The 2,757-nt window shown below is 56.5% G+C and carries 3 protein-coding genes; 2 read left to right on the forward strand and 1 reads right to left on the reverse strand.

The features are described 5' to 3' along the window. Window positions 1-461, reverse strand: a 461-nt coding sequence (gene eutB / locus H1Y01_RS06620) for an ethanolamine ammonia-lyase subunit EutB (protein WP_180539653.1), incomplete at its 3' end; no start/stop codon positions are given. Between the two features lie 197 nt (window positions 462-658). Between eutB and H1Y01_RS06625 the strand changes: the two genes are divergently transcribed. After that, a complete protein-coding gene (locus H1Y01_RS06625) occupies window positions 659-1,720 on the forward strand; it encodes a hypothetical protein (protein ID WP_180539654.1) in 1,062 nt (353 codons plus the stop codon). A 30-nt stretch (window positions 1,721-1,750) separates the two neighbouring features. Next, complete coding sequence (locus H1Y01_RS06630) at window positions 1,751-2,386, forward strand: NADAR family protein (RefSeq protein ID WP_180539655.1); 636 nt, start codon at window positions 1,751-1,753, stop codon at window positions 2,384-2,386. Window positions 2,387-2,757 lie beyond the last annotated feature (371 nt).

The following is a 2,757-nucleotide window of genomic DNA, read 5'->3' on the forward strand; positions in this document are numbered from 1 at the left end:
AATCCGAGTGTATTGCGGAAACGTGTAATTACGCGAATCTTGGCACTCACCGTAACCAGATCCTGTAATCGCATGATCTTCGATACCGCAGCCGCCATCTCGGGAGTGATCCCAGGTGCAATCGCGCTGAGTAGCCCCGGCTCCGCCGCGTCGCTGAGTAGCCAGTCGCGGAAGTCTGCGACGCACATGGCCGCCAACGGCTGGAACGCGTTCGCGTCGTGCCGGTCAATGATCAGGCGCGATACTTCGTCCTGTTCATAAGGCACGACAGCTTCGGATAGGAACGTCTTCAAAGGTAAGGCAGCAAGTGCCATTTGAGCCGCGACCCGCTCTTCCGGACTCCGAGCGGCGATTCCGGCCAGTTCGTCACCCGATCGCGCCGGTGTTGCCTTTGCCAACAAGTCTTTCAGGTCTGCAAAGGAATACACAAGATTGCCGAGAGTATGTCGATAGGGATGCATTCCGGTGTTTACAGTTGAAGTCTCGCACGGACAAAGGCACGAACGCGATCGCCGTGCCGTTTCCGGCTAAGAAGTCAGATAACGCACCTCACGGAGGTTAATCCGAATGAGAGCATTCGCCGTGCGCAAACACTCCAAGAACGAATCGTATCAAGTAAGTACCCCGCTTGCTTACCGGACTCCCTGAAATACAAAAGATGAAAACTATTTTCGCGAACTTCAAAATGACCGCTTCTAGATCACTATCTTTGCTGTCTGTTGCGCTGTGTGCAAGCTTGAGCGCCGGGGCGCAAACGCCAACGCCTCCGGCCCAGCCGCTGCTCGGCCCCGGCGGCAGTTCCTATCTTTACTCTTCATACACGCAGTTTGGGCCTTATTACGTGAACCCCGCAAAGGAGCAAGCGTACCAGTCCTACTATATCTATGAGCCGGCCGGGTCTTCTGTCCCAAAGTCGTTGCCCGTTGTGCTCTTTCTACACGCTTATCTCGCGGGCCTGGAGGGCTACCCGTCCGGCGACAGCCCTTCGAACTACACCTATTGGATTGAGCACCTAGCGCGGAACGGCTATACCGTGGTTTTTCCGGCTTATGATTCTCAGTTATCGCCGCCGGCCTTTACCAATAGTGCGGTCGATGCGTGGCAATCCGCGCTAACTCTTTTGCGGTCCGGCGCCGCCGGCTTGGTCCCGCCTGCCTCGGACGCATTTGGGGTGCAGACTATGTTCGCGGGCCATTCTCTGGGCGCTTATGAGTCGTTCGCGGTGGCGCAGCGCCTGACCACCAACCCTGTGAATGGCGTCCCGATTCCACGGGCTATCGCCGCATTCAACCCGGGAATCGGACAATCCGGCGAGCTGCCGATCGCTTTTTCACAGATCAGCCCGTCCATCAGCGTGGTTCTGGTGGACTCAGACGAAGACACGACAGATATTCCGGCGGCCCAGGCAATTTGGAGTTCGATCGGAACTTCAATTCCCCTCGGAAACCGGGATTTTCTCGAAGTAATCTCCGATAAGCACGGCTCACCCGCGCTACTGGGCACTCATTTTTTCCCGGATACAAATGGGTTGATGGATGACGACTCCGGTGTAGATGATCGTGACTATAACGTTACCTGGAAACTGAGTGTCGGCCTTTTCAATTGTGTCCTGACTGGAACGGATTGCTCGTACGCGTTGGGCCACGGCTCGATCGATCAGGTCAATATGGGTAACTGGAGCGACGGAACGCCGGTCAAGACACTTAGCCTTCAGGACTAGCCGTCCCGGTAGAGGAAGTAAACTGGACGGGTGTGTATCGCGATCGCGTTTTGGCTGTTTGCGACTCTATCCGCCCAATATCCCGCGCATTGGTGGACTCCGGTAATCGATAGTCATAAGCCGGATTGGGAGATACTCCCCCAAGCCGCAAAACCGGGCGAAGTGATTCTCTCCAAGCGGAATGAGCTCGGCATCCTGTCAAACTTCGCCGCAACGCCGTTTACATTGCGCGGCGTGCGGTATGCAAGCGTCGAGGGATTCTGGCAAATGATGCTCTACCCGGAAGGTCCGAACGATCCACGGGCGCTCGATAAGTCAGTCATCTGGCCGCATAGCCGTCGCGAAGTCTCCCAAATGACAAGCTTCGAAGCTAAGGCTGCGGGCGACATCGGAGAAGCAAATATGCGCAAGTTAGGGATTGATTGGGTCACTTTCGAAGGTCGGCGCATCACCTACCGTTCCGCAGTGAAGGGTGAACACTACCGGCTGGTCGTTGAAGCCATGCGAGCCAAACTGGACCAGAACGCCAAGGTGCGCGATATCCTGCTCGCCACCGGTGACTTGGTTCTTAGGCCGGATCACTTTCAGGAAGCGAATGCGCCACCGGAGTGGGCTTACTTCAATATCTGGATGGATATCCGGGCGGAACTGCGGGGCAAACGGTAGACGGATGTTACCACTTGACGGCAGGCTCGCTCATCCTGTACCTTCAGCAGTAGAGCGCTTTTCAGGACGCCGCCAACTCGCGGAAAGGGCCATGCCCGCCTGATCGTTTCACCGTATCGGTTTCATCGACTATCCTTTCAGCCCGAAGATGCGAGCGACCGGGCACACTCCGGGCCGAGGCCCATTGAAAGGACGTCGTCATGATCGGTTCTCTCGAGAACCTGAAGAAACAAGCTAAGTCTCTCCGCAAAGCGTGGCGAGCCGGGGACCCAGCAGTTCTCGCTCGCATCCGATCCACTCATCCGCAGTACACCGGGCTCACCGATGAACAATTCGCCGCCATCGCGCCGCGACTTACCGATTGTCAGTTA

This window comes from Nevskia soli, assembly GCF_903970205.1.
Taxonomy (GTDB): Bacteria; Acidobacteriota; Terriglobia; order Bryobacterales; family Bryobacteraceae; genus Bog-113.

Coding starts and splice junctions, on each gene's coding strand:
- H1Y01_RS06625 (WP_180539654.1), top strand. CDS start 659: ATGAAAACTATTTTCGCGAACTTCAAAATGACCGCTTCTAGATCACTA.